The organism is Chryseobacterium jejuense, from assembly GCF_900100075.1.
GTDB lineage: Bacteria > Bacteroidota > Bacteroidia > Flavobacteriales > Weeksellaceae > Chryseobacterium > Chryseobacterium jejuense.
This window is the reverse complement of record NZ_FNEG01000007.1, coordinates 82532-107578: the sequence shown is the minus strand read 5'-3', so window position 1 is coordinate 107578 and position 25047 is coordinate 82532. Positions and strand designations below refer to the sequence as shown.

At 35.0% G+C, this 25047-nt stretch carries 22 protein-coding genes and 1 tRNA gene; 14 read left to right on the top strand and 9 right to left on the bottom strand.

The annotated features are described in order from the left end of the window. Positions 1–502: 502 nt before the first annotated feature. From BLS98_RS19730 to BLS98_RS19720, 3 genes are read right to left on the bottom strand one after another with little or no spacing between them, the layout of a single operon-like run. Positions 503–1459: a YiiG family protein gene (locus BLS98_RS19730; RefSeq protein ID WP_089738686.1), complete on the bottom strand. Its 957-nt coding sequence runs from the start codon at positions 1457–1459 to the stop codon at positions 503–505. Positions 1460–1475: 16 nt separating this feature from the next. Next, positions 1476–1949, bottom strand: coding sequence for a hypothetical protein (locus BLS98_RS19725; RefSeq protein WP_089738874.1), 474 nt, complete (start codon positions 1947–1949; stop codon positions 1476–1478). A gap of 20 nt (positions 1950–1969) precedes the next feature. Continuing rightward, the gene (locus tag BLS98_RS19720) at positions 1970–2290 is read right to left on the bottom strand and encodes a magnetosome magnetite crystal formation protein family (RefSeq protein ID WP_089738684.1); all 321 of its coding nucleotides are present in this window, start codon (positions 2288–2290) and stop codon (positions 1970–1972) included. Positions 2291–2527: 237 nt separating this feature from the next. Here BLS98_RS19720 and BLS98_RS19715 point away from each other — a divergent pair, with 237 nt between their 5' ends. From BLS98_RS19715 to gwsS, 6 genes are all read left to right on the top strand, one after another. After that, positions 2528–4372: a helix-turn-helix transcriptional regulator gene (locus tag BLS98_RS19715; RefSeq protein ID WP_089738682.1), complete on the top strand. Its 1845-nt coding sequence runs from the start codon at positions 2528–2530 to the stop codon at positions 4370–4372. A gap of 575 nt (positions 4373–4947) precedes the next feature. Then, the gene (locus BLS98_RS19710; RefSeq protein ID WP_089738680.1) at positions 4948–5142 is read left to right on the top strand and encodes a TIGR04139 family peptide modification target; all 195 of its coding nucleotides are present in this window, start codon (positions 4948–4950) and stop codon (positions 5140–5142) included. 94 nt (positions 5143–5236) lie between these two features. After that, on the top strand, positions 5237–6130 hold the full coding sequence (locus BLS98_RS19705; RefSeq protein ID WP_089738678.1) for a hypothetical protein: 894 nt from the start codon (positions 5237–5239) through the stop codon (positions 6128–6130). After that, positions 6127–7029, top strand: a complete 903-nt coding sequence (gwsG, locus tag BLS98_RS19700; RefSeq protein WP_089738676.1) for a grasp-with-spasm system ATP-grasp peptide maturase — start codon at positions 6127–6129, stop codon at positions 7027–7029. The genes BLS98_RS19705 and gwsG overlap by 4 nt, the downstream gene beginning before the upstream one ends. After that, positions 7026–7205, top strand: a complete 180-nt coding sequence (locus BLS98_RS19695; protein WP_089738673.1) for a hypothetical protein — start codon at positions 7026–7028, stop codon at positions 7203–7205. Before gwsG ends, BLS98_RS19695 begins: the two co-directional genes overlap by 4 nt. Beyond that, positions 7202–8281 carry a grasp-with-spasm system SPASM domain peptide maturase gene (gene gwsS, locus BLS98_RS19690; RefSeq protein WP_089738671.1) on the top strand — a complete coding sequence of 360 codons (1080 nt, stop codon included), beginning with the start codon at positions 7202–7204 and terminating at the stop codon, positions 8279–8281. Before BLS98_RS19695 ends, gwsS begins: the two co-directional genes overlap by 4 nt. A gap of 59 nt (positions 8282–8340) precedes the next feature. Here gwsS and BLS98_RS19685 read toward each other — a convergent pair whose 3' ends face one another. From BLS98_RS19685 to BLS98_RS19675, 3 genes are all read right to left on the bottom strand, one after another. After that, positions 8341–8718 carry a hypothetical protein gene (locus BLS98_RS19685; RefSeq protein ID WP_089738668.1) on the bottom strand — a complete coding sequence of 126 codons (378 nt, stop codon included), beginning with the start codon at positions 8716–8718 and terminating at the stop codon, positions 8341–8343. A 69-nt stretch (positions 8719–8787) separates the two neighbouring features. Continuing rightward, positions 8788–9258, bottom strand: coding sequence for an Lrp/AsnC family transcriptional regulator (locus tag BLS98_RS19680; RefSeq protein ID WP_045493567.1), 471 nt, complete (start codon positions 9256–9258; stop codon positions 8788–8790). A 134-nt stretch (positions 9259–9392) separates the two neighbouring features. Further along, a complete protein-coding gene (locus BLS98_RS19675) occupies positions 9393–14195 on the bottom strand; it encodes a translocation/assembly module TamB domain-containing protein (RefSeq protein WP_089738666.1) in 4803 nt (1600 codons plus the stop codon). A gap of 4 nt (positions 14196–14199) precedes the next feature. Here BLS98_RS19675 and tsaD point away from each other — a divergent pair, with 4 nt between their 5' ends. Genes tsaD through BLS98_RS19660 form a run of 3 tightly spaced genes read left to right on the top strand, consistent with a single transcriptional unit; the run spans position 14200 to position 16300 of the window. Then, positions 14200–15216 carry a tRNA (adenosine(37)-N6)-threonylcarbamoyltransferase complex transferase subunit TsaD gene (gene tsaD, locus BLS98_RS19670; protein ID WP_089738665.1) on the top strand — a complete coding sequence of 339 codons (1017 nt, stop codon included), beginning with the start codon at positions 14200–14202 and terminating at the stop codon, positions 15214–15216. Next, positions 15213–15608 (top strand): hypothetical protein, encoded by a 396-nt coding sequence (locus BLS98_RS19665; protein WP_089738663.1) that lies wholly within the window; start codon positions 15213–15215, stop codon positions 15606–15608. The genes tsaD and BLS98_RS19665 overlap by 4 nt, the downstream gene beginning before the upstream one ends. Then, positions 15605–16300: an RsmE family RNA methyltransferase gene (locus BLS98_RS19660; protein ID WP_089738661.1), complete on the top strand. Its 696-nt coding sequence runs from the start codon at positions 15605–15607 to the stop codon at positions 16298–16300. Before BLS98_RS19665 ends, BLS98_RS19660 begins: the two co-directional genes overlap by 4 nt. A 72-nt stretch (positions 16301–16372) precedes the next feature. Here the strand turns inward: BLS98_RS19660 and BLS98_RS19655 are convergent, their stop codons facing one another. Continuing rightward, entirely contained in the window at positions 16373–17053 is a 681-nt protein-coding gene (locus BLS98_RS19655; RefSeq protein WP_089738659.1) for a TrmH family RNA methyltransferase, read from the bottom strand. 159 nt (positions 17054–17212) lie between these two features. Here BLS98_RS19655 and BLS98_RS19650 point away from each other — a divergent pair, with 159 nt between their 5' ends. The 4 genes from BLS98_RS19650 (at position 17213) to BLS98_RS19635 (ending at position 20066) form a co-directional block, all read left to right on the top strand. Further along, positions 17213–18241, top strand: coding sequence for an asparaginase (locus BLS98_RS19650; RefSeq protein ID WP_089738657.1), 1029 nt, complete (start codon positions 17213–17215; stop codon positions 18239–18241). A gap of 45 nt (positions 18242–18286) precedes the next feature. Further along, positions 18287–18373 (top strand) — tRNA-Ser (locus tag BLS98_RS19645). A 407-nt stretch (positions 18374–18780) separates the two neighbouring features. Then, on the top strand, positions 18781–19194 hold the full coding sequence (locus BLS98_RS19640; protein ID WP_089738872.1) for a hypothetical protein: 414 nt from the start codon (positions 18781–18783) through the stop codon (positions 19192–19194). 137 nt (positions 19195–19331) lie between these two features. Beyond that, positions 19332–20066 (top strand): hypothetical protein, encoded by a 735-nt coding sequence (locus BLS98_RS19635; protein WP_089738655.1) that lies wholly within the window; start codon positions 19332–19334, stop codon positions 20064–20066. 159 nt (positions 20067–20225) lie between these two features. Here BLS98_RS19635 and BLS98_RS19630 read toward each other — a convergent pair whose 3' ends face one another. Further along, positions 20226–22697 carry a TonB-dependent receptor domain-containing protein gene (locus tag BLS98_RS19630; RefSeq protein ID WP_089738653.1) on the bottom strand — a complete coding sequence of 824 codons (2472 nt, stop codon included), beginning with the start codon at positions 22695–22697 and terminating at the stop codon, positions 20226–20228. Positions 22698–23270: 573 nt separating this feature from the next. On the opposite strand from BLS98_RS19630, the gene BLS98_RS19625 reads away from it, so the two are divergent. Further along, complete coding sequence (locus BLS98_RS19625; RefSeq protein WP_089738651.1) at positions 23271–24101, top strand: DUF2490 domain-containing protein; 831 nt, start codon at positions 23271–23273, stop codon at positions 24099–24101. Positions 24102–24203: 102 nt separating this feature from the next. On the opposite strand, the gene BLS98_RS19620 is transcribed toward BLS98_RS19625, so the two are convergent. Further along, positions 24204–24899 carry a hypothetical protein gene (locus BLS98_RS19620; RefSeq protein ID WP_089738650.1) on the bottom strand — a complete coding sequence of 232 codons (696 nt, stop codon included), beginning with the start codon at positions 24897–24899 and terminating at the stop codon, positions 24204–24206. Between the last annotated feature and the right edge of the window lie 148 nt (positions 24900–25047).

Here is a 25047-nt window from a genome sequence, read left to right as displayed (position 1 = left end):
TCCGGATATTCACTTTTATATTCATTATCATTAAGTCTGATAATGCTATTTTTCAGATCCTGTTTCTCAAATTCATAATCTGAAACGGTGAAAAATCAAGAAAATATCTTTCCTTATTATATTTAAAAAAAATATTCTTTTGCAGCTTCTTCTCTCTGTTGTTTCAACATCTCAAAATCCATGCTCTGTTTCTTGATTTAAATGGGGCGGTAAAATTACCCTTATCTTGTTGAATCATGTTGATATATTTATTAATAGTCCAGCCAGTTTCATGATTATAGCTAGCTTATTTTATAATTTTGAACTTATCTGCTTTTTTTATACATAATCCAACCGGGAATTATAATTGCTGCAGCAACGATCATTGGAACCCAATCGCCATATGCGAACAGCCAGGACGTCTCTTTAGAAGGACCTATTTTTATAATAACTACCAGGCAAAAACCTATAATAATCATGATAATGCTTAATGTCTTTTTCATAGTATTATATTGTAAGGTTATTAATCTACAAAATTATTGTACCGGTTAAGAACAGTGCCGGCTTCACTTTCAAGATCATCAAGATCATGATTCAGTTCGCTGCTGTTTTCATTCAGACTTCTCTGAACAATTCTCATTTTACCTAGAAAATCATTCAATGCATTATTAAGGGCTGTATAACTGTTTTCTTTCTGCTTTTCTGAAGATGGAATCTTTTCATCAACATTCCTTGTATATAGTTTTTCCATCTGCTGATATTGTTGGGTAAATTTCTGTTTGTAGACATTCAGATCTTTAATATTATAAGAATCATCAATGATTTTTTGAGTAAATTCCATGGCTTCCTTAGATTGAATGATGTGATCTTTTAGGGGATGCCCTTTAAGAACTTCCATTTCAGCTTTATCTGCTTTTGGAGAGAGTTTTGAAAATAGTTCGTTGGCGGTTTTACGGTTTTCCTGTATCAGTTTATTCGCTTTTTCGCTAATTTCATTGATTTTCTTTCCTTTATCATCCTTCCAGTCTTCTGCAGTTTTATACGTTTCCAGATCTTTCTTCAGAGCCTGTAACTGAGTCGCTGTCTCTTTCATTTTATCCACCAGAGCCTGATAATCTTTTCCTAATACATTGGGAACTTTAATATCCTGATTAATCCACATCATGATAGTAGGCGTAAATATGGGAGACATGCCTGAATATTGTGGATTGGCTGTTACATTTTTCACATACTCTTCCATTTGAGTCAGTGATTCCTGAAAATTTTTAATGAACTCTGCCTGGGCCTCATCCATTTTCACCACCTTATTATTAAAGGAAACTATATCTCTGTTTTCATCTCCTGAATTAACACTAAAAGGGTTTACCTGTGTACTATTTCCACTTTGTGAAAGCTTTTCTTTAATCTTCTCCAGTTTATCACAGGAAGTCAGAGAAAAACCAATACTAAGTATTCCTGTGATGAGCAATGATTTTTTCATAGTCTAATATTAAAAGTTAAATAGATGTTGCATTGTGTTTTATAGTAAGATCTTCCAGTTCATTAACCACTTCCTGCATGGTCTTCTTGCTGAAGGATTGAGATACAACCGGACGTTTGAAATGGGATATATTCTTAAAATTCCCATATAAATAACATCCTAAAGGAATCATACCGATATACATTGTATGCAGTTCAAATCCTTCAAAATCATTAAGATCATAAGTAAATTTCTGACGGTTTAACCCTCTGTTAAGAATAGTAAGACGCTTTGATACAGGATCAAAACAAACTTCAGGAGGCATAAAGGAAACAACCGTTAGCAACAGTGAAAATATGAACATAATGATTCCTGTTTTCAGATAACTGGTAGTAACCATCACTATAATTGAAATCAAAAGCCAGGCAATCACTATAATATGCTGTAATGACCAATACTGCTTGACCAGATATCCCATTCCTTCTCTTTTTACATGTTTAAAGTCTTCCATATCCGTAAGCATTTGAGATTCTAACCGATAAATGAGAATTGTTCTTCCGCTATTTTCCCAATCAATGGCAAGGGTTTCTCAACCTCATTAGCTGCATTAATGGCTCCAATAATCATCAACACCAATGGAAGAATAGCAATTATTCCCAGTATACCGAGATGGGTAACCGAGATCAGAATTCCAAGAATGGTGGGTAGAATAAAAGAAAGAATAGCAGCTCCCAAAGACTGCTTAAGGTGATATCTTAAGAGGCTGTCTGCTTTATCTTTTCCTGCTATAAAAGCAATCAACCATCCGATAATGGTAATGTATGATACGATAGATAATGTTTTATTGTCCATGGTAAAATTTTTTAATTAATATTTTTGATTTTTTTCTTGATTCAAAATTGCAACAGAAAAGCATAACTCCAATTTTCTGCGTTACTACAAAACAACTTCAAGTCTTCAAACAAACGCCTACAAAGCGTCTACAACTCTACACAAACAACTAATTAACAACAACTTAAACTACAGTCACATTTTCATTTTTTACCATGAATTATTGATAGGTGTTGTCAATTTTTGTACTTTCACCTCATGAAACTGCAGTTCTCTTTTTTATACTTTATATTCTTTATCTGTATTCTTTGCCCGGCACAAAATACATTCATTGACGGACTTGAAAATCAGTTAAAGAGCAACAGTTCTGCTGCGGAAAAATTTAAAGTTTATAATGAGCTTACAGAATACTATAGAGTAAGTGACCAATATCCTGTTGCTGAAAAATATGTTCAGGAACAATTAAAACTGGCAAAAAGTGAGCACCATTATACGGAAGAAGTAAAGGCTTTGGTTCAGAATGGAATCATAAAACTCAACCAATCTCAATACGATAAGGTTCCACCACTTATTGACGCTGCTAATGCAACCGCCAAAAAAACAAATGATAAAACAGCTTCATTGTATGCTGCTTATCTGAATATCTACTATAATAATACCCTGGGAGAATCTGAGAATACCATGAAACTTATTCAGAAAATCCTTCCAGAGGTTGAAAAACAGCCTTCAGAAATTCTGCTGAATGCAAAACTCAATTATCTTCTATATGGTATCCACTCTGAATGGAATGACGCAAAGAATGCCACATTATATGCTCAAAAAGCAACAGAACTGGCTCAAAAATCAGGAAATAAAAACATGCTGAGCTCTGCATATTCTGCCATGGCAGTCTGTTATTATTTCCCTTTTGAAAAAACTGGAGACTTAAAGGATTTAAAATTGGTCATAGAGATGTGTAAAAAGGCTGTTGCCCTTTATCAGCAGTTTCCGGGACAGGTTTCAGCCCATGCCCATGCTTTAGCTTTATTAAATCTTGCCAACTACTATCTGAGCTATCCAATTATTACTCCGGAAATCCGTAAGGAAATTCAGGGTAACTCCAATAAGATTCTGGCACTTACCCGGCATACAACTTTAAATCAAGGCATCCAGGCGGGTGCGTTTGGAATTCTCAGTAACCTCGCTACACGGGACCAAGATGACGCCTTATCTGAACAATATCTTCTAAAAGCCGAGCAAATTCTATTGACTCAGAAGCCGGTGTATTATCATGTCATGATTAATGTAGTTTCTGATCTTTCTAAGCTGTATGAAAGACAGAAAAATTATCAAAAGGCTTATGAATATCAGACGAAAGTAACAGAATATAACAATCTTCTTTACAATGAAGGACAGGCAGAAACCGCAAAAAGACTGGAAGCCCAGTTTCAGTCTCAGAAAAAAGAAACTGAGTTAAAAGCTTTGACTGAGAAAACGTTGAGTCTTAAAAAGGAAAAATTCCTGTATATCGGACTGGGAATTATAGGATTAATTGGAGCATTTTTTATGTTCCGCTCCTATCATTATAAATTACGGTACTCCATAATACGAGAAAAAAAATTAAATACGGAAAAACACGAAGCTGAAATGCTGGTAAAACTTCAAGAGGAGGAACAGGCCAGATTAAAAGCCGAACAGGAACTTCTTACCTTACGACAGCAAAAACTTCAGAGTGAAGTCTTAGCCAGCCAGCTCCATATTCAGCATAAAAATGAGGTACTCCAACAGCTGCAGACCCAACTTTCAGATAGCGATATTAATATCAGCCGGGTGGTAAAAGAAGAAAGCCGCGTAGATAATGATTTTGAAAAGATCAGGTTTACCATCCAGGAATTACATCCCAACTTTTTCAAAAACATTAATGAAAAAGCTAAACAAAAATTGACACCATTGGACCTTAAATACTGCGCTTATATTTACCTGGGAATGGATACCAAACAAATTGCCAATCTTCTGAATGTGGAACCTAAAAGTGTAAGAATGACCAAATATCGTCTGAAAAAGAAATTTGGATTGGATGAGAATATGGTTTTGGACACCTTCTTTCAGAGAGTATTTTCTTAATAATGCCACTATTCTTTTGGCCACAAATGCATGAATTTTTTAAGGAATCTTATAAATACATTTTGCTATAATAATAGGTTTGTTTACCCATTCATTTTAATATTTTACTACATCCTATGTGATTTATTTATTAAATACACCCCTAAACCATTATTTAATTTTGCATAGTTTAAACTCACTCATGCACATTGAGTGATTATGTATGATTTATGTACAATAAAAAATAATTCAGTTTTTGATTTTCATTCAGTTATTTTTTTTCATTTTCTTCCCAATCAATAATTTATACTATTTTAAATTTTCCAGAATTTCTATTAAAACTTCCTAAAACTCAATTGAAAAAATCTGTAAAAAGTCTGTACACAATAGGATAATTCGGAATAAAAAACACAAATAAATTACAAACATTATCACCATTAAGTGATAAAATTATTTTTAGTTTTGAACCATCAACGTTGATACAATTCTGTTTTTAATGGTATGTGTACAGTACAAATTAAATACAAGAATGAATCACCCAATGCCAGGGATGGTATGGCAGAACATTTTATTTAATAAACAAAAAACTATCAAAAATGAAAAAATTAGTTGGAATGAAGAGAAATTTCTCTTCTATAGAAAACAAAAAGATCAACAGAAATGATTTGAAGTTAATTCAAGGTGCAGGAGATTATAGTTATATAGCAACGGATGGTGGTGCACAGTGTTATGATAAACAAACTTGGAAAGACGCTAAACTTCTCAATACATTATATGTAGGCGAGTGCTAATATTTAATAAGCTATAGAGGAAAATTCCTCTATAGCTTATTATTCTTATCAAATCAATCATCTGTTTATATATCATTTCTAAAAACTTACATGTATGGGAAAATATTTTTTATACTTCTCTTGTATTATTATTTTGTTTATTCTTTCTTCCTGCAAAAACAGAAACTTAAATTACATTACTTACTATAATCAGGTTAATAATATTGACAGTATTTACCGTTTTAAAAAAGATACCCGCGCCACTGTAAAACAATATAAAAAATTATTCAGACGATATCCGCCTTTAAATCAAGATCGCATCGAGGAGTATGAAACTTATATCAAACTCTCTGATCAGCAGCATAAAAACTTTGGAGGAAAGAAGAGTCTTCGTAAACTTATTCTTTTAGTTGCTCCCTATTGGCAGTACAAAAAGGAGGATAGCACTCTTATGCATTTGTTTCAAAAAAATGGCATAACACCCCAAGAAATGGAGCAGGATGTTGCAGAATGGAAAAGTAAAAATAACAGAAAACTAATAGATTCTTTCAGTATTGCTTTTAAACGGGATCAGGAAAGCCGCAAAAATAATTTGGACATTATTATAAATGACAGGAAAAATGCTGAAATGCTTAAGTGGATGTTTGAAAATGAAGGGTTTCCCAGCATACAAAAAATAGGTTTATGGAATAATAATTTGTTTATGCCTGTTGGTCCCTTACTCCTTCATATGGCAAATTATGATGAATATCACCAATATTTTAAAACCAAAATATTAGAATACGTAAAATCTGGTGAATGTCCACCTCGAGACTATGCTGCCATGATAGACCGATACAATCTGTATGTTCTTAAAAAGGATCCTATTTATTACATATATGTAGGACAAAGTTCTGTAAAAGATTCTACAGCTATCAATCGTAACCGGAAAAGCATAGGATTGCCAAGTATGAAACACGGAAATGCTATTATAAAAGATTATTATAAAAAGAATAAAGTGGAAAAATGATTCTGATTATCTCACAAAATCAAGAAACTACAACTACTGAGGTGACAAAGTGGTTAGTAAAGATGAAGAAAAATTTCATTCGGATTCATGAAGATGAAGTTTTTAATATCAGAACAAAAGATAAAAGAATTTATTTAGAAAGTCATAGAAATTGTTTTTTTATTGATGACATCACCAGTGTCTGGTATAGAAGAGGAGGCTTACAATTCAACCGTTTACAGTATAAAAATAATTCTATTAACCTGAGTATGGATGAATACCAGCATTGGTTAGAAGATTATGTTAGAAAAAAACTGGAATCGAAAAAACATATTAACAAAGAAAGCAATAGTGATATTAATAAGTTATGGGTATTGGAACAAGCACAAAAATATGGCTTACATATCCCGCCCTATTTCCTTGCTGAAAATACTGATGATGTAGATCTGAATAAAACCATTATGAAAACCATAGGAGAAAATCCAAGAATGGAAAACATTATTAAAAATTATAGTGGTATGATGTACACTTCTGTAGTTGAAGAACGAGAGAATACAAATTTCTTTACCACTTTCTTTCAAGAAAAAATTGAAAAAGATTTCGAGATCAGAAGTTTTTTTCTGAATGGGCACCTTTGGTCAACAGCTATTTTTTCTCAGAATGATGAACAAACTAAAATTGATTTCAGAAAATATAATACTAAAAAGCCTAACAGAAATGTACCTTATTATCTTCCTAAAGATATTGAAGAAAAAGTACGGCTACTAATGTTATCATTAGATCTCAACTGCGGTTCTTTGGATTTTATTAAAAGTGGAGATAAACATTATTTTTTAGAAGTTAATGCAGTGGGTCAGTTTCTTGGCTTGTCGGTTAAATGTAACTATTCATTAGAAAAAAAAATAGCAGAATACTTATGAAAAAGAACTTTATACCCAAAGAGAAAAAACACCTTCCTCTTATTTTTAAATATGTAGAAGTAGTAAAAAATAAAACAAGACAAACCCCTGCCGGTACTACCATAGACTGCAAAAAATTCCAGACAGATTTTTATGTAAAGCTAAAACCTAATAAATTTCTAGTAAGAATTCTATGAAATACTTCAATTTGTTTAGCAATATTATGATTACAAAAGGTGTCACTAGAATCCTTATTTCAGATTTACAAAGAAATATATCAGAGTTATATCCCTTAGAGCTGTATGCGCTTATTGAGGATCTTAAAACTTGTTCTATTGAGAACATCCTGACGAGCTATGACCATGAATCTAAAGAAATTGTCCAAGAGTATATAGATATTCTTTTGGAAAGAGAATATGGCTTTATCACTGAAAATAACTGGACAGACAATTTTCCGCCATTGTCTTATGAGTATAAAGATTATAATACTATTTCCAATATTTTTCTAGAACTGGACAAACTAGAGGTCCTTTACAAAATAAAACATTCCATAGAAAATCTGAATAGTAGACATCTCATTATATTCACCAAAAATGAGATGACATATGATGAGATTCTGGAAATTGATTTATTGTTTAAAGCTACTCCCCTAGAAAATATTGATATTTATTTCCCTTACCACAACCAAATTAATAGTGATTTATTTGACAAGCTAAATGAAAAAGTATCCCGAATTAACAACCTTATAGTATATTGTTCTCCATCGCTTTCTTTTAAAATAAAAAATAACCTTCATTTCACAGTTACCTTTACAAGAGAAGATCTAAAAATATCATCGTGTGGGAAGGTAGATATAAAGTATTTCAATACCAATCTCCCTAAAGTACTGGAAGCCATCAACCATAACTCTTGTCTTCACAAGAAGATCAGTATAGATAGTGAGGGGAATATTAAAAATTGTCCTTTAATGCAGGAAAGTTTTGGGAATATTCTGAACACTAGTCTTGAGGAAGCTTTCGCAAAGCCTGGATTCAAGAAATACTGGGACATCACCAAAGACAGCATAGAAGGCTGCAAAGACTGCGAATTCAGGCATATCTGTACGGATTGCAGGGCTTATACAGAACGATCACATTATAGCGCAGAAAACCTGGATCTATCAAAGCCTCTGAAATGTGGTTATAATCCTTATACCAATGAGTGGACAGAATGGAGCAAAAATCCGCTGAAACAGAAAGCCATCTACCATTATGAGTTACAAAAACTAAAATAGCTTTTAAACGGTGTCTAAAAGCTATTTCATTATATAGATATAAGAGAGGTAAAAAACTCTTATTTAAAAAATTTCCACTTCGGAATAATGGCCAGCATTCCAAAACCTGTAAACAGGAAAAGATTGGTAACATCCGTATACAGGAAGGTAGACAGATAGTAATTGTGCATAAAGAAATGCATCACCAATAAAGCCGGAAACATAATGATTCCTATTTTTTTGTAGAAGAACATCAGGATCAGTCCTATCATCATCAATGCATCCACTGAAAAGATAACATAAAAGTACCATCTCGGGATATCCAGGTATTCATGCTGAAGATATTCATCAACATCTATTCCCAGACCCATTACGGTAAACAACATTAAGGCAGCAAATGCCAATACAAAACCCCATCCTTTCTTCGGATCCTCGTCAAAATAGCTGTATTCTTCCATAGGTACAAAAATAAAGAACTTATGAGAAATTTCATAAGTTCTTTTATAGTAATTCGTTTAAAATTTGAATTAAATAGAGATTGCGTTAATCAGTCTATTTTTATCGCTTAGGAATTCCTCCATAGAGATCATACTTTCAGTTCTCATTACGTCCTGAATGTCGTCAATTTGATAGATAATTCTTTTAGCATCATCCGTATTCTTAGCTCTTACTTTACAGAAAATATTATATTTTCCAGAAATAACGCTAGCTTCAATTACGTTAGGAATAACTGACAATTCTTTTAATACTTCCTGAGTACGGTTTGATTTTGTCAAAAGAATTCCAATGAAAGCTGTAAAATGATAGTCCAGCTTACCATAATCGATGCTTAGAGATGATCCCAAAATAATACCTGCATCTTCCATCTTTTTCACTCTTACGTGAATTGTTCCAGCAGAAACATCCATCTGCTTAGCAATTTCTGTAAAAGGCATTCTTGTGTTTTCTACTAAGAAATCAAGAATCTTCTTGTCTATTTCGTCCAGTTGATAGTTCATATTAGTTAAATTACAATTTCTTTAAAAAATCTATGTATTTTTTGCAAATTTACGAAAAATAATTTAACTAAAAAATATATATCAAATATTAACAATAATTAACACGGATGATAAAAATCATTAAAATATTCCGATTATTTAGCATTTGATTTTATAGAATCTGTTTTTATTTCCGTTTTCTCAGGAGACACTTTTTTGTCTTTTTTCTTCTTTTTAAACAAAGAATTAAAGCTTTTACTCCACATCACCCCTACTCCATAGGCTTGATTAGCAGTTCCGTTTGTACTGATCATTCCGATGTTCGTAGGCTTAGAATATCCTCTTACCACCAAAGTACCGTCATTCTTCTTAGATAAATCATACTCTATAGACCCTTCTCCTGAAAGATAATTATTCTGCGCTCCGGTAGCATTAGCTTCTGTTTTGGATAATGGAATACCCAATCCGGTCTTGATATTTACCCTTGGTGAAAGGGCTACGCTAACTCCCGCATTCGCTCTGTCTGCCGTATTTGAATTTTGGTCACCTTTCACATAGTTCAGGTCAATCTGGAATTCATTACTCATGGTATTAAGAACCGACCCAAGCTGCTTTAGAAGCATGTTATATCCTTGTGATTCTGCAACGTTACCCATATTTACATCTACTCCTCCGGTATTGGAAACATTGAAGGTACTTAGTAGAAGAACGGAACCGAACTGAAGTACTTTTTCTCCTTCCTGGCTCATTTTGGCAGCCAATGTTTCTCTTACCTGGCTGGAAACATCCATCGCCGTAACATTCAATTCCACTATAGGATCTATCAAAGACTCAGTAATATTAGCCTGTAACAAAATACTTATTGGCTGCAGTTTTCCCATACTCAGATATTCCCCCGCATTGGAAACCATTCTTACATAATTGGCTGTAATATCTAGTGCCGGCTTCATGGCATCACCATCCCATCTGATGCTGCTGTTTTTCTGGATCTGGAAAGTTTTGTTAAGAATCGCTTTGGATACGAATGTTCCGTTATCAACCTTATAGGTACCATTCATGGCAATATTTCCCTGACGGCTCATCTGGAACCTCAACGGATCAGCTGTTCCTTTTACAGTAATGCTTCCTACATCATCTCCAATCAATACATTTACCGTAGTTCCTTTATCTACTGCCAAATTGAAATCAATATACATATTGGCACCTGTTTTTTTCTTTTCTTCCAACGTTACCAAACCGTCCTTTCCTTCTTTCAGGAATCTCAGCATCTTGAACTCTTCAACATTTGAAGTGGAACTCGAGTTAAAAGTAAAGGTACTTCCATTAAGCGCCCTCATATTAGGAGTGGTTATACTTAAACCGGATACAGGGCCGGATACATACAAATCCCCTTGTCCGTAAACTCTTCCCCAAAACAGGTCGGAATCTTTCTGTGTAGAATTTAATACCAAAAGATTATCTGCCCTCATGATCAAATCAATACCCATTGAAGAAAGTGTTTCGAACCTGATTGCCCCGGAAATATTTCCTTTGGAATTGGTTCTTCCATCATGTACTTCAATATTGTTAAGAATGGCAAGCCCTTTGGTTAATTGAATCACGTTATCATCAAATGAATAATCCACTCCTGTAAACAGAAGTTTTAATCCAAAATCCTTCAACGCAATATCACCACTATAATCAAGATTATTAAGCTTTCCGTTAATCTTAAGATCACCTGTAGCCTTACCTCTAAGGTTTCCAAAAATAGTTTGAACAAACTGCTGGGTAAATGACAGGTCAAAATCACGCATTTCTGCCGTCAGATCAATATCTGGAGACGCTGTATTGTTATTTACAGTACCCGTAAGATTTAAACTGTTATTTCCTAACACTCCTGCAGAATGAACTTTTACATCAATATCATATACGTTCAATGAGAATCCATTGGTTGCTGAAATGGAAATATCTCCCATATCATTCCCATTCATTTTAATATCATCTACCGTAAGATCTACCAAAGGCTGTAAAGTGCTTTTATCCATCTTGATCTTTACACTTCCGTTGGCAAGACCTTTTATATCCATACTGTTACCACCAGACTGCATATCCAGCAGTTTTTCTATCGCGAAATCGCTGATATCAGCATCTACATAAAAATCCTTGATAGATTTAAATTCGGCCTCTTTTATAAACAGAGCGCTCTTATCAGAATAAATTCTCAGATTCCTGATATCAAAATCACCGGTATTCTTCCTATAGGTAATGGAATGGTTCAATTCCGGACTCGTATCAATAGCCCAGGAAACTTCATTGAATTTCACTTCAGTAGGTTCAAATCTGAAAACATAATCGCCAGCTGCATCGGTAGACTGATCTACATTAATGGCATACTCTTTAAGCTTCTCATTAATCTCGTCATCCAGGCTTCCATGCTTGAATACAGTGGCAAGATGAAGGGTATTTCCGTTTTCGTTATTGCCTTTAAGTTCGAAATCTTTAATGATATTTTTATTGTATTCTAATCTATTGATTCTTGCATACAGCTGCTGAGCAAGATTTGCAGTGTTAATCCTAACTTTAACACTATCTACCATTGCACTGTCTTTGCTGAGATTCTTTCTGTTGTTGATCTGGTAGTCTGGATTGGAAGCTGCCAACGCTTTATCTGCATCAGTAATTTCCTCTTCTTTGGTCATAATATATTTCAGGGCTGTTGCATCAAGGTTTAGGATCAAGTTATTTGAATCCCCGTCATATTCACCTTCTACTGCAGCTCCGTTTGGTAATTTAAGATCCGGCAAGAAATAGTTGACTAATCCTTGCTGAACATCAAATTTCATAGCAAAATTCTGACCTCTGTATACTTTTCTCGGTGGTGGCCCTACAAGAATTCTTCCTACTCCGTTTTCTACCATTCCTACAAGATCCCCAAGATTATATTTACCTGATATTTTTCCGTTTGCAGCTCCAGGTGCGTCCACATCAATAACACGTCCACCCTCTTCAATAAATGTTTTTAATTTTGCTGATGGAATATTATACTTCTGTGTAGCAGTGGCAAAATAAAGATTATTGGCACTAACATCTAAGGTAAGGTCATTAATGGATGACATAGACATTTTACCTTCAACCTGTCCGCTTACAATCTGACTTCCTGGTTTATTGGTAAAATAATTCATGTTCAGTTGAGTAACATCTGCATTTACATCCATCATAATTTTAGATGTACTGAAGTCTATTAACCCTTTAACTGTTGCTTTTGCCTGTTCATCATTAACAGTAATCAGCCCATTATATTTTTTGTGATCTAATAATCCATCTAAATATAGATTATTGATGACCTTATCCATAATTTCTATGCTGGTAATCTGAGATTTGGTGGTAAGACGCATCGTATTCACATCAAAACTCTGCCCGTTGAGATCAAAATTACCGGAAATCAGTCCAACTGATTTACTTTTAGTGATTACAGAGGTATTAAGATCTTTTACCTCAAGACGACCTGAATACTTAGGCATAGCCGTACTGTAACCTGTTAAAGATAGTTTAGAGATTTTTGCCTGCCCAATTCCTGTCATTAGATTTCCACTCTCTACATAAACCTGGTCGGGATTTACTTTGGCTGCTCCGTTATACTTCAGCTTTCCAAAATCGTCTGCAAAATTTTTCATCTTGCTGGAGATAAAGGTTGGCATCATCGCTTTCAGATCCTTGTAAGTAAAATCTGTAGAAAGGTCTTTGGTTTCAATAGAAAAATGCCCGTTCAACAGGTTATCCACCTTCATTGTTTTGGTGGCAATATTCACATCAGGATTTCGGATCAGAAAGTTCTCTAAATGGAATTTATTTAAAGGTCCCGTCATTTTCCCGGAAAGATTGAAAGGCTTAATATTATCCCAATTGGTCACAAAATAACTGATATCATAACCACTTATCTGACTTCCCTGATTAATATTCATATCCCAGCGAACCTTATCTGCAAAATCTGCCCAGGAACCATCATGAAGATTGAATTTAACATCTCCCTGAAGCAAAGTGTGGTCTGTATTTAAAGTAAGGTGTTTTAACGACAAAAACTGCTTGGTTAAAGACAGTTCTGTTGAAAAGGTATCTACAATATGAGATTTCCCCCATCTGGAGGTCACAAAAGACATATTATTAATAAGCGCCGTAATATTTGGACCTACAACCTTTACATTGGGTGCTTTTAAATTAAATTTTGTTGCGGTAAGCCACTTTCCGTGATCTCCCTCAGAATTTTGATTAATGATAGATACTTTAGAATCAATGATCTGTACTCTTGAATTCAGTTGAAAAGGAGGTTTTTTAGGATCTCTTTTCTTTCCATCATCAAATAATTCTGTGAATCGGACAAAGTTGGAAATACTATCCCCTTTATAAGTAATAACTTTTACGTCTGCATTAACCAATGTAAGGGAATTAAAGCTTAAAGAATTGCTTTTCCCAGAAATGGCATTCACGGCAAGAGATATCCAGTGTGAATCAGCGCGGAATTCACGAGCCTGAATAAAGTCTAAACCCTTGTAATCTTTTACTTTTAATCCTTTTATGGTAACGTCTCCGAAATAGTTTACATCTACACTTTCTGTAGAAAACCCGGATTTAAAATCATTATTCACAAGCTTCAGAGCCTGATCTGCTGCCCATTGTTTGGTAACCGGAAGATTGATGGTAATAAGTATTCCTCCAATAAGAACAATACCTAACCAAAAAAGAATAAGAAGAAGCTTTGCCCACCAGCTGTAGCTGGTGACATCTTTCATCGCCTGTTTTCCAAACTCTTCAGCGGTTTCTACAGGATGATTGATAGCGTCTGAAGCCAGTTCAGATGCTTCTTTTACTGTTTCCCGCACCTTTCCCTCTACATTTTCAACAGTCTTCTGTACCTGATCCCCTAGGTTTTCAGCTACTGATTTTTTATTCTCATTCTCGTTATTATTCTCTAACTTTGCCATTATTATGAGCGACTCTATAATTTTAGGTATTGAATCGTCTTGCGACGACACCTCAGCAGCTATCATCAAGGGGAATTCTATTCTTTCAAATATTGCTGCGAACCAGGCTATCCATAAAGAATATGGAGGCGTGGTTCCTGAATTGGCTTCGCGAGCCCATCAACAAAATATAATCCCCGTTGTTGAAAAATCTTTTACCAAAGCAAATATACAACAAAATGCTATCTCTGCTATAGGATTTACACGCGGCCCCGGACTTTTGGGATCACTTCTGGTAGGAACATCATTTGCTAAGTCTCTGGCTATGAGTCTTAATGTTCCGTTAATTGAAGTTAATCACCTTCAAGCTCACATTCTGGCCCATTTCATCGAGGATGCAAATCCTGTGCCGCCTACTTTCCCTTTCTTATGTCTTACCGTAAGTGGCGGGCATACTATGATTGTATTGGTTAAGGATTATTTTGACATGGAAATCATTGGAAAAACTACCGATGATGCCGCCGGAGAAGCCTTTGATAAAATCGGAAAAATCTTCGATCTGGATTATCCTGCCGGCCCTATCATTGATAGACTTGCCAAAGAAGGAAACCCTGATGCTTTTAAATTCAACAAACCCAAACTGGAAAACTACGACTACTCTTTCAGTGGGATTAAAACATCTGTTTTATATTTCATTCAGAAAGAAGTCAGAAAGAATCCGGAGTTCATTAAGGAAAACCTTAACGACCTTTGTGCTTCTGTACAGAAATGCATCATTGAGATCTTAATGAATAAGCTTGAAAAAGCAGCAAAAGACCTTACTGTAAAAGACGTAGCCATTGCGGGTGGAGTTTCTGCCAATTCTGCATTAAGAAAGGCTATGGAAGACAATAAAGAGAAATTAGGATGGAATATCTACATTCCAAAATTTGAATATACTACCGATAATGCAGCTATGATTGCTATGGTAGCACAACTTAAGTTTGAAAGAGGAGAATTCACAGACCTTAGAACTTCTGCTACAGCAAAATACGATTTATGAAAATACTCTTAGAAGAAAAAGTACTGGGAACACATTCTAAAAAGAACTCAAAATATTACTGGGTTTTAGAAACCGTTACAGGAAAAAATGAAAGTTCAGAAGATGATGCTGATTATTTTCCATCAAGCTCTGAAACAGGATATATTCAGGATATAAAAGAGGAAATTATTGAAAAAATAAACTCTGAAAATCTTTTTAGTTTTCCTTATACTCCAAAAGAAGGAGATTATTTATCCATCAAAAACAACCTAAGAAAACAGGAATATTTAAATCTTATTTTCCTTAATGACAAGTGGATAGAAGAAATATATATGTGCAGCTACCGAGAATGTGATACGGACATTTACACCACCATAAAAACAGGCGTTGCATTCTTAACTCAGGATATATGAAATTATTTTACGGAGAAATAACAGGCAATAAAGTCATCATCAACGAAGAGGAACAGCAGCACATTGTAAAAGTTCTTCGAATGAAGGATGGAGAAGAAATCTATGTGACTGATGGAAATGGAGCTTTAGCTTCAGGAAAGCTTGTTATAGAAGGAAAAAAAGCTGGCATTGAAGTTTCAGAAATTAAAAATGACCTTCCTGGCTTTACTCCTAAACTTCATATTGCCATTGCTCCCACAAAGAATATTGACAGGATTGAATTTTTTGTGGAAAAAGCTGTAGAAATGGGAATCTCTGAAATAAGCATTATTGCTACAGAAAAAACAGAACGTAAAAATATTAATATCGATAAGATCAGAAAACAGGCTATCGCAGCATCTAAACAAAGTTTGAGATTTCACTTTCCGGTTATCAATGATACGGTAAAACTTTCTGACTTTCTAAAAAGCATTCATCCTGATAATACCTTTGTGGCCCATTGCCATGAAAACTTGGAGAGAATGGAACTTAAGAATATTCCTACTATGGAGGAGATTACTTTTTTAATTGGTCCTGAAGGAGACTTTTCTGAAAAAGAAATTGCATTTCTGGCTGAACACAAAATCAAAGCTGTTTCATTAGGAGATCAAAGATTGAGAACCGAAACAGCAGGCGTATTTGTAGCTGCCTGGAATTATTATAATATGATATAAATATTGATCTTTTGATCTATCTATAAAAATAAAGGAGGTTTTTCAACCTCCTTTTTCTATACTCTTCCTTGATTATTTCCAATCAATATTATTTTCTTTCAGATATTTTTCAAAGATCTGCTGTCCGCTTCTTATGGAGTTTACCGTCCAAAGGATTTTCATTCTTAACAGCTTTTCTTCATCTAATTTATAATCAACCCCAGATTTTATAAGCTTCTGTTTCAATTCGTACATACAGATGGAAGCTGCAACAGAAACATTAAAACTTCTTGTAAAACCATACATCGGAATGGCCAGTGTTTCATCTGCAAAATCCAGAATTTCCTGAGAAACGCCTTCCATTTCTGTCCCGAATACCAAAGCTATGGGCTCTGTAATTTCGTATTCAGGAAGCATTTTCGCATTATTTTCCAACGAAACCACTACAATCTTGTAGCCTCTGTCTTTAATTTCCTGAAAGGATTTCATATTTCGGGGAAGTTTTTCAACCTCCACCCAAGTGTCTGCTCCTTTGGTTACCCTAAGATTAGGTTCAAAACTATACTCTTCCTGCAAAGCCACCACTTTATGAAAGCCACAAGCTTCTACAGAACGTACAATAGCAGCGGCATTCCGGAACTGATAAATGTCTTCTACCACTGGAAGTACAAAATCTGAACTTTCCTGGGAAAAGTGTTCAATTTTTGATAATCTTTCCTCTGTTAAAAACTGTTTTAAATATTCATAAGTTTGCGCTAAATCTTTCATCTGCATCTAGTTATTTTTTTCAATAGCCTTATGTAACCTTTGGAATTCATCTTATTCTTATAAAATTTCACCCTAAGTGTTCCATTCATTTTCAAATCTTTGCAAATTAACGTAATTTTGGGCTATGATCCTTAACCGGGATTAAATTCTTAATTAAAATAATACATGAAAAGAAAAGTCCTGCTCATCTATACCGGAGGAACCATCGGTATGGAAAAAGATTATGAAACCGGAAGTCTGCGTGCCTTTGATTTTGGTAATATCTTCGAAAAGATGCCCGAAATGAAGCTTATGGAATGTGAAGTTTTCGTACATCCTTTTGCCAAACCACTGGACTCTTCAGACATGGGACCAGAGGAATGGAGAGTGATTGCCAATTACATCCATGAAAATTACAATGATTATGACGGATTTCTAATCCTTCACGGAACAGATACCATGTCTTACACTGCTTCTGCATTAAGTTTCATGTTAAAAGGATTAAGAAAGCCTGTGATTATGACAGGTTCCCAGTTACCTATCGGAGACCTTAGGACTGATGCCAAAGAAAACCTTCTTACGAGCCTTTACTATGCAAGTTTGTATGAGAATGACGAAGCCGTTATTCAGGAGGTGGCCATCTATTTTGAGTATAAATTATTAAGAGGAAACAGAACATTAAAGTATTCGGCTGAATATTTTGATGCCTATGCAAGCCCGAACTACCCTATCCTTGGGCAATCGGGTGTTCATTTAAATATTATCAAAGATAATCTTTTCCGTTCCAATCCGGAAGTGGAATTTCATGTCGACGAACATATCTCTGAAGATGTTCTGTTCTGGAGAATTTTCCCGGGAATGCATCTGAGCCATTTCAGAGAAATCCCTAAAATGAAAGTACTGATCCTTCAGGTTTTCGGTTCCGGAACTATTTTCAGCAGTGAAAAAACTCAGGAAACGCTTCAGGAGATCAGAAATAATGGAACAGAAATCGTGGTAGTAAGCCAGTGTATTTCCGGGGGTATTTCGTTCGGTAAATACGAGAACAGCAATATTTTCTCAAGGATCGGAGCGATTAGCGGAAGGGATATGACTGCGGAAACAGCTATTACCAAAGCGATGCACTTAATTGACAATCCAAATTACTCCGGAAGTTTCGCGGATAACTTTACCCAAAGCCTTTGCGGAGAAATTACTGCTGAAAAATTTCATTAAAAATTTGGTATTTAAAGAAAATAGTCTATTTTTGCAATCTCAAAAAGAAAGGTGTCCGAGTGGTTGAAGGAGCTACCCTGGAAAGGTAGTATACGGGTAACTGTATCGAGGGTTCGAATCCCTTCCTTTCTGCAAAGAAAAGTCTTAGGTTTTATACTTAAGACTTTTTTGTTTTTACATACTTCTAGTAAGCTAATTGTTAAGAATATATGTATTAATTTGACGCAAAGTTTTATGATAAAAGCCTTATATTTTTAAGAAAGCTAAGAGTTGCGACTTCGTTGCTGATAAAGCGGCTGGGATTATGCTTTCTAAGCCCCCTCTAGTCTACGAAATATATTAATGAAACTTTGCGTTTCAAAAAAAACATCTACCTCTACAGATAGTAAGACTCATTCCTTCTTTTTAAAATTATTTTTCATTTTCCTTCCATCTAGGTATTTCTACTCAACTATATAATTGGTCATTTATACTCTACAGCATCTCTATTGTTCTTTGTTACTTTGGTTTATAAAACAATCACAAAAACCAATTTTATTATGACATCAACAAGCGTTAATGCAAATTCATCCGGCCAGTTACAACTGGGTGGCGGAGCACAGTTCTGGGTGTATTTATCCCCTCAACATGATACTGCTAAAATGATTACCAAATGGCGTGTAACATTTTCACAGGGAAATTGGAGCGATTCCATTTCAAGTGACAACCCGACAAAACAAATTCAGACTCCCAATCTTTCCGGGATTTTTGAAATTAAAGTGGAATTATTAAGTGGTTCAACAGGTACATGGAGACAGATTCCTCCTCAGGCTGGAAGCCACAATGAAATAGGATGTAACTCCAACTGTGCTTCTATGGTAGGCATTGTTGCAGACAGTACCAATCCTCTTATTGGTGCCATTAATGCCCATTTTTGGACGACTTGGGATGCCATGTGCAGAACAGGAGCGTAAGACAGGCTAATTGCAAAATCAATCACTATAATCAAGTGAACTGCGGTATTTTTTAATATCGCAGTTTTCATTTTTAAACGATACCACCCGATAAATCCTTTTCCTTACATTTGCAGCATTCATATAATTCAATGACAATGTTTATAATCCGAACGGCACTTTCTTCGCTGTTATTTTTTGCTGTTTTTCTATTTCCACAACTAGCAAAAGCCAGTGCTTACTGGATGGAAATTCATGGATCCGGTAAAATAAAAGAACAGGTAAAAATCCAGGTATGCTATGGCTTTATTGATGACCTTAGTGAGCGACATCGTACCACCGGCACTGAATTCCAGAGGATCAAAGATTTTAATTTTTTTCTTTACAATACTAAGGGTGAAAAATTAAAGATTGAATTACAGCCTAAAGGAGATCATTGGGAAGGGACTTTTATTCCGGATCAGAAAGGAACTTATCGGATTTTAGGAATGAATGACCAGCAACCCGTTTTGGTACGCTCTCAAAATCCACAGGAAAATGTAAGGCCTATTGATTTTATGTGTGGAGCTTATCAAGTGGGAAGCCCATCGGGTAACAACTCTCCGCTCCAGTTTATGGATATTAGCCTTCAGGAAAAAAACGGTATTTACACTATTTATCCTTACCGCAATATGAAACCTGTAGAGAAAGGAACAATGCTTCGAATTTTTAACCCTGAAAACTGGGAAAAGAATATTCCGGTAAATGAAGATCATGAAGCTGCTTTCAAACCTACAATGCCGGGACTTTATGTAATCAGACAAGATTGGCAGGATCATACCTCCGGAACATTCCAAGGAACAACTTATACAAAGATAAGATACCGTAATAATTACTGTCTTTGGATTAATTAGGAAAGAGGGAAGCAGGAAGATGGAGGATGGAAATTATCTTATTCTGTTAATTAAAAAGACATTTATTAATGACATAAAAAGCTTAGAAAGTCTTTATAAAATAAAAGTCTCGGATCTATTGATCCGGGACTTTTTATTATCAATTATTAAAATCTCAGTTTAGAATTTTAGAGAAACACTTCCTAAGAAACGAGCTGGTGCCTGTGGGGTTAAACGTACAGACCAGGCTTTCTCGTTGGTAATATTGTCAAACTTAAGTCCTACTCTATATTTTGGCTGGTCATAGAAAATTCCCAGATCAAACATTGTATAGGAAGGAATAATCACTTTAGCAGTTTGTGTATTGGTTTGGTAAGATGAAGATCCCATATTTCCCCCGCCGCCTATTCCAAGGCCTTTTAATTTTCCTTGTGGAACTCTGTAGCTAATCCAGAAATTAAACATATTTGCAGGGCCTGATAATGCTGGTCTTAATCCATTAACGGAAGGATTGGCATTGGTGAACTTACTGTCATTATAAGCATACCCAGCTACAATATTTAATCCATCAAAGGGATTGGCTGTTAACTCTGCTTCAAATCCTTTGCTTAATTGTGTTCCATCCTGAATGGAATAGTTGATATCGTCCGGATTGGTTCTTAAAATATTATCAACACGGATATTATAATAGCTTAATGTTCCTACCAATTTATGATTGAAAATATCTCCTTTCACTCCCAATTCCAACTGGTTAGCATATTCTGGTCTGAATGAGTTCCCATTAATATCCACCCCACTCACGTTATTGAAACCGTTCATATAGTTTCCAAACAGGGAAACTTTATTCTTTACTATTTCATAAACAAGACCTAATTTAGGTGAAAGTGCTGTTTGTGCATAGGGCCCGGCCTGCGTTCCACTGTTACTCAAACCTCCTTTTATCTGACCTGTGGTAATGTCGTACACTCCTTTAAACTGAAATCTGTCTACCCTTAAACTGGTCATTACCATTAACTGATCTGTTACATTGAAAACATTCGAAACATAAGCAGCATACGTATTATCACTGTTATTTTCTTTTCTCATAGCAGAAGTTGCCGTAAGAGCATCAATGGTATTACGGTTTACTCTAAAATCCGAAGAAGGATGAACAAAGTTAAACACCTTTGTATTGGTATGATAACGGTCAAAATGATTTGAGTTATTATAGTAATCTAATCCTACTACCATTCTGTTTCTGAAACGTCCGATATGAAAGTCTCCGATAAAGTTCTGTTGAATATTGGTAGCGATAAATGAAGTGGTTCCCACCATCACCTGAGCGCTCGCCGTAGAATCTGTTTTCCCGTTGATTGCGGAAATATAACCGTTGATTGTTGATCTTGCACGGGATATAATTGTCTGAGAAGTCCAGTTTTCTGATACTTTATAATTCAATTGGGCAAAGATATTCATCATTTGGGTTTCATACGCAAGATCGTCACCTAAGAAATTTTTGTAGTAAGGGAATTTCATATCTGCAATGGATTGCGTTTTATTACTTCCCGTATAAGGATTGAAACGTACTACTGAAGTTCCTTTGGCCTGATTAAATTCTACATCCAAAAGAAGCGACATACGATCATTGATCTGATAGGAGAAACTTGGTGCAATGGCTAATGAATTGGTAAATCCTAAATCCTGAAAACTCTTTTCAAATGTTCCTGCAGCATTAAGACGAAAAAGAGCTGTTCTGTCTTTATTAACCGGTGTATTTACATCTACAGTCAATCTGTTATAATCCCAGCTTCCGCCAACATATCCTACTTCACCTCCAAATTTATTATAAGGCTTTTTCGTCACACGGTTGTAGACTCCACCATAACTGCTCGCTACACTTTTCCCAAATAACGTTGCAGAAGGACCTTTTATCGCTTCAATACGTTCAAGGTTTACAGGATCAATCACTGAAAAAGCTGCTCCAGCTACTCCGTTTCTTGCATTAGGCTCCGTTTCAAATCCTCTTGAACGGAATGTTACCCTTCCCTGATTAGCAATCATGGGAACCCCTGCTCCCGGTACATTTTTAGAGATGCTTCCAAGATCTACAGCAACCTGTTCCTGAAAAAGTTCTTTGGTTACGGTATTGTATACCTGAGGATTTTCAAGGTTTTTTAAAGGAAGTCTTGCAACAAATCCGCTTTCTTTCTTAGAAAACCTGTTAACATTTTTCATGATGACCACTTCCTGTATTGCCTGAATATTTTCTTTAGTCAACTGATAATCCAGTGTTGTGCTTTCTCCTGCTTTTACTTCAACAGGAATCCTTATTTCTTTAGATCCAAGAATTTGTAATTTTACCGTATAGGAACCTGCATTTATATTTGTAAAACGATAGTTCCCATCATCATCCGTTAAGGTCTGACGGTCTGCTTCCAATAATGAGACCGATATTGCTCTTAAAGGCTGCCCATCCACCATATTAACCTTACCAGTGATTCCACCTTGAAGATCCTGTGCAGATAGTTGGGTTAAGCTTATTAAGGAAAAGAAGAAAATCAGAAATGGCTTAAACCATTGTATTATTTTGTCTGTTAGAACATCCTTCTGCTCTGTTTCATGGACATAACTCATCAACTTCATCGGAAGTTCACATTCACTTGATCGTATCATTTTTCAGCCTTATTTGAAATAAATATAAATAAAGGTGCAAAAATAAAGAATAAACAAATTCCCTCACAATATTAATTTGAATTATTCTAAATAAAAGATAAAAATCATCATTTTCTTTCTAAACAAAACCTAATAAAAACTGTACTCATGCAACCATTTTCATCAATACTCTTATTTTAAGTCTCCAACTAAATCCTCGAAATCTCCTTTTAACAAAAGATTTAAGGAATATTTCAAAATAGAAACATTCACTTATCCATATTTTACTAACAAGTTATCCACAAAAAAATATCTTTTTAAATCATAAAATCTACATTGATTATTCAAAAGAGAAAATTGGGATTGAATAATCTTTAAATCTATTCTTACCCATTACCGTTATTCCTAAATCTTTCCTAAATCAAGCCCTTATTTTGTCATGTTTTTAAACAGTATTTAAGGTTTTTGAATAAACAATCTATTTGTAAAGCCTTATAAATTTGTTATGACAAAATATATTCTCTGCGTATCGTTGATATTTCCATCTAACCTTATGATTTCATAGAGATTAACATTAATAGTAAAGCAGTTTTCATGATGTTTGGTATAAAAAAGGTCCTTATCGTATTTAGTATAACAGGTTGTTTGGGAAGCCTTGTAAAAGCCCAGATTAGTCCACCCGGTTTAGGAGATGCCAAAACCGCATTCTGGTCTGCCTTTGGAGTGAAACGTAATCTGGATTCTTTGGGAAAGAAGCAAACCATGAGTTATATTGCTATTGGTCGTAAAAGCACTCTGGATAATGATAATCTGTTCGCCAAACAGGCCATTTTTGTGTTGAATCACGAGTTTTATCATTCTTTTGCTCCTCATCAGCAGTACAGCTATGCATTAAGCTACCGAAGACAACCTGAATATGAGAAAGAAGCTCCTTATGATAAAGAAGGTATAGAACAGGAATTCAGAATTTATGGTCGTTATGCTTATACTTTTGATCTTGGAAAAAAGCTGAAGCTTAAAAATACGGTTCGTCAGGAATTCAGGAAGTTCTTTGATGCTGATTTTCATAAAGTGGATGAAGATTTTCAGTTGAGAACCCGCATCAAAAGTCAGCTGACTTATAATTTATCTCCGAAAAACAATCAGAAACTGGCATTAAGTGCTGAAGCATTGTTTTCTATCAGCCATCTCAATGAACACGATCAGCACTGGAATTCTTTTGGATATCGGGAATTGCGGCTAGCTGCTTATTATATGTTCAATATTCCTAATTCTCCTTTCACAGTAGATATTGGTTATATGGATGACCTGATAAGAGACAGCAATAGTATTCGTCATGGAGGGGTTCACTATATTGCCGCTGACCTCATCTGGAATATCCCATATAAAAAGAAAGAAACAACAGATCAGGATCATCTTGATTAACTTTCTATATATTAAAAAATCCCAGCCATTACTGGCTGGGATTTTTGTTGGAAAATATAGGATTCTCCGCAATATAATTAAGTATGAATGTGGTGTGAAATTTTAATTACATAAGGTCAGAAACTGGCGGCTCATCTGCACTTTGAATTTGGCTTCCGCTCTGGACTGAGCATAAATGGTATGTTCAAAAGCCTGAATTGTTTTTAACTTCTGATCAATACATTCTGCAATCTGTACAATGGAAAAGATAAAATCTCTGTATAACGCCATATCGACTGACTGTCCATAATACGGAAGGTAAGCTTTAAGGAAAGGAATGGTCATCTGGTGTCTGTTATAGCTCACACAATATCCGGCTCCTTCTCTGGAGGTCACAATATCATAGTCATTGATGTAATCCAGAATATTTTTACTGCCACTTAAAGCATCTTTATTTTTTGAGCAATAGTGGTTGATTTTATCCAGAATATGTTGTGCATATTCCATCATGGAAATGGTTTTCCATTCAAAAACATGATTCATTCCTTTTTTGGGTGATGTTCCGTTCTCACAGCCTGTACAAAAGGAAAGGCCTATCTTTTCATGATAAGGAAAAAAACAGTCTTTGATTTCAATGGCTGCATCTGCCTGCAGACTATCATCAGCAAAATTGTAATAGAGGTAAGGACTATACATACTTGCTAACATTTTCAGATAATCTGCCTCACTAGCATTATGATATTCTTCAAACCATTTTTCAAGATGATCGTAATAATGGTTTTCGAAGTCTTTAAAGTTTAAGTAAAGTGGCAATTCCATAACTCTGTAATTTTGATATGACAAAGCTATTGCTGTAATGCGACAAAACTTGACGCATTATATTTTTTTTAAAACAAACATCAAAAAAAGGGGCAAAAGATGTGAGGCAATAACCAACAAACCAGCAATCATGAACGATTAGATGTCA

Bases quoted from the DNA above. Each gene is read 5' to 3' on its own strand.
- tsaD (WP_089738665.1), top strand. From the start codon at position 14,200: ATGAGCGACTCTATAATTTTAGGTATTGAATCGTCTTGCGACGACACC.
- gwsG (WP_089738676.1), top strand. From the start codon at position 6,127: ATGATTCTGATTATCTCACAAAATCAAGAAACTACAACTACTGAGGTG.
- BLS98_RS19720 (WP_089738684.1), bottom strand. From the start codon at position 2,290: ATGGACAATAAAACATTATCTATCGTATCATACATTACCATTATCGGA.
- BLS98_RS19650 (WP_089738657.1), top strand. From the start codon at position 17,213: ATGAAAAGAAAAGTCCTGCTCATCTATACCGGAGGAACCATCGGTATG.
- BLS98_RS19695 (WP_089738673.1), top strand. From the start codon at position 7,026: ATGAAAAAGAACTTTATACCCAAAGAGAAAAAACACCTTCCTCTTATT.
- BLS98_RS19655 (WP_089738659.1), bottom strand. From the start codon at position 17,053: ATGCAGATGAAAGATTTAGCGCAAACTTATGAATATTTAAAACAGTTT.
- BLS98_RS19710 (WP_089738680.1), top strand. From the start codon at position 4,948: ATGAAAAAATTAGTTGGAATGAAGAGAAATTTCTCTTCTATAGAAAAC.
- BLS98_RS19705 (WP_089738678.1), top strand. From the start codon at position 5,237: ATGGGAAAATATTTTTTATACTTCTCTTGTATTATTATTTTGTTTATT.
- BLS98_RS19725 (WP_089738874.1), bottom strand. From the start codon at position 1,949: ATGGAAGACTTTAAACATGTAAAAAGAGAAGGAATGGGATATCTGGTC.
- BLS98_RS19625 (WP_089738651.1), top strand. From the start codon at position 23,271: ATGATGTTTGGTATAAAAAAGGTCCTTATCGTATTTAGTATAACAGGT.
- BLS98_RS19730 (WP_089738686.1), bottom strand. From the start codon at position 1,459: ATGAAAAAATCATTGCTCATCACAGGAATACTTAGTATTGGTTTTTCT.
- BLS98_RS19665 (WP_089738663.1), top strand. From the start codon at position 15,213: ATGAAAATACTCTTAGAAGAAAAAGTACTGGGAACACATTCTAAAAAG.
- BLS98_RS19675 (WP_089738666.1), bottom strand. From the start codon at position 14,195: ATGGCAAAGTTAGAGAATAATAACGAGAATGAGAATAAAAAATCAGTA.
- BLS98_RS19660 (WP_089738661.1), top strand. From the start codon at position 15,605: ATGAAATTATTTTACGGAGAAATAACAGGCAATAAAGTCATCATCAAC.
- BLS98_RS19715 (WP_089738682.1), top strand. From the start codon at position 2,528: ATGAAACTGCAGTTCTCTTTTTTATACTTTATATTCTTTATCTGTATT.
- BLS98_RS19680 (WP_045493567.1), bottom strand. From the start codon at position 9,258: ATGAACTATCAACTGGACGAAATAGACAAGAAGATTCTTGATTTCTTA.
- BLS98_RS19630 (WP_089738653.1), bottom strand. From the start codon at position 22,697: ATGATACGATCAAGTGAATGTGAACTTCCGATGAAGTTGATGAGTTAT.
- gwsS (WP_089738671.1), top strand. From the start codon at position 7,202: ATGAAATACTTCAATTTGTTTAGCAATATTATGATTACAAAAGGTGTC.
- BLS98_RS19635 (WP_089738655.1), top strand. From the start codon at position 19,332: ATGTTTATAATCCGAACGGCACTTTCTTCGCTGTTATTTTTTGCTGTT.
- BLS98_RS19685 (WP_089738668.1), bottom strand. From the start codon at position 8,718: ATGGAAGAATACAGCTATTTTGACGAGGATCCGAAGAAAGGATGGGGT.
- BLS98_RS19640 (WP_089738872.1), top strand. From the start codon at position 18,781: ATGACATCAACAAGCGTTAATGCAAATTCATCCGGCCAGTTACAACTG.
- BLS98_RS19620 (WP_089738650.1), bottom strand. From the start codon at position 24,899: ATGGAATTGCCACTTTACTTAAACTTTAAAGACTTCGAAAACCATTAT.